Annotated in this window: 1 protein-coding gene and 1 tRNA gene; both read right to left on the reverse strand. The window is 64.1% G+C overall.

Annotated elements, in window-relative coordinates; translation table 11 throughout:
* Nucleotides 1-14 precede the first annotated feature (14 nt).
* On the reverse strand, nt 15-1,067 hold the full coding sequence (pseB, locus tag GBZ26_RS29110) for a UDP-N-acetylglucosamine 4,6-dehydratase (inverting) (RefSeq protein ID WP_174441760.1): 1,053 nt from the start codon (nt 1,065-1,067) through the stop codon (nt 15-17).
* Nucleotides 1,068-1,305: 238 nt separating this feature from the next.
* Nucleotides 1,306-1,380, reverse strand: a tRNA-Gly gene (locus GBZ26_RS29115).
* Nucleotides 1,381-1,765 lie beyond the last annotated feature (385 nt).

Raw genomic sequence — 1,765 nt, forward strand, 5'->3', positions numbered from 1 at the left:
GTCCGGCCCGCCCATCACGGGGCTTCCGCGATCAGCCGCATCAGCCGCGCACCGTCCAGCCAGTCGGTGTTGGTGTCGCTGGCGTAGCGGAAGCCGTCGGGGACCGGCTGCGCGCCCAGCCGCCGATAGGGCTCGTGCGTCCAGAAGGCGAAGGCCGGCTCGATGACGAAGCGGTCCGGCAGTTCGAAGGTCTGGCGGGAATCATCCTCGGTGATCATCACCTCGTGCAGCTTTTCGCCGGGGCGGATGCCGACCGGCTTGTGCGGCAGCTGCGGGGCCATCGCACGGGCCAGATCGGTGATGCGCATGCTGGGGATCTTGGGCACGAAGATCTCGCCGCCCTGCATCATCGCGATGCAGGAGACGACGAAATCCACCCCGTGCTGCAGCGTGATCCAGAAGCGGGTCATCCGCTCGTCGGTGACCGGCAGAGAGTCCGCGCCCTCCGCGATCATCCGGCGGAACAGCGGGATCACCGACCCGCGGGACCCCACCACGTTGCCGTAGCGCACCACCGAGAAGCGCGTGCCGAGCGAGCCCGACAGGTTGTTGGCGGCGATGAAGATCTTGTCCGAGGCCAGCTTGCTGGCGCCGTAGAGGTTGACCGGATTGGCCGCCTTGTCGGTGGACAGCGCGATCACCCGCTTCACGCCGGTGTTCAGCGCGGCCCGCACCACGTTCTCCGCCCCATAGACGTTGGTGTGGATGCATTCCATGGGGTTGTATTCGGCGGCGGGCACATGCTTCAGGGCGGCGGCGTGGACGCACACGTCCACCTCGCGCATGGCCAGTTCCAGCCGCTCGCGGTCGCGCACGTCGCCAATGAAGAAGCGCAGCGTGGATGCCCATTCGGGGCCGAGCTGCTGCTGCATCTCGTATTGCTTGAACTCGTCGCGGGAGAAGACGATGACCCGCCGCGGGCTGGCGTGGCGCAGCACCGTCTCCACGAAGCGCCGTCCGAAGGAACCGCTTCCCCCCGTCACCAGGATCGACTGGCCCTTCAGCATGCCGAAGCCGGCGTGCCGAGATTCGGTCGGTGATTCGTTTGAAGGGGCAATCTGCTGCATGGTCGGGCGCCCGCGCTTCGTGGTTCGTCTAAGCAGGTTTGCCCGGATCGGGCCATTCGACCGACCTTAGCCCGAGACCCCTAGCAGTGGGTTAACATTCCGGCAAGGAATACACGGGCGCCGCGCGCGGGATGAACGCGGGATGGACAAGGCGATCCCATCGGGGGGCGAGCCTCGCTGCGTCCCGTCCGGCGCTGTCTCTTGTCCGGCAATGTCTTGGGAGGAACCTTCGCGATACTGGAGCGGGCGAAGGGATTCGAACCCTCGACCCCAACCTTGGCAAGGTTGTGCTCTACCCCTGAGCTACGCCCGCGCCGCTCCAACGAAGGAGGCAGGGAGATACCGCACCCGCCTTGCAGAAAGCAAGCCCTCTGTTCGGCTTCCGCTTCAATTTTTCTGCGGGGCACTCCATCGGCCATTCTGACGAACCAAAGGGGAAAATTAGGCTTAAAGTTATAACCCACTCAATGCGGTTGACTTCCCTGCGCGGACTGTGGAAATTGCCTCTCACAAAACAAAGGCCTTGAGGTCTGGGGAGGAAACCAAAAAAATCACGATGCTCCAAGAGCATTGGTCTGCCGCGCCGACCTTGTGTCCGGTCGCGGCATTTTTTTTGCCTGGGGATGTTCTTCCTCGACAAGCCGGTAATACCAGTCCAAGGCAATGGCGGACAGGTTTCCCCGTCCGCCCGTCCCACC

The organism is Azospirillum formosense (assembly GCF_013340925.1).
Lineage (GTDB): Bacteria > Pseudomonadota > Alphaproteobacteria > Azospirillales > Azospirillaceae > Azospirillum > Azospirillum formosense.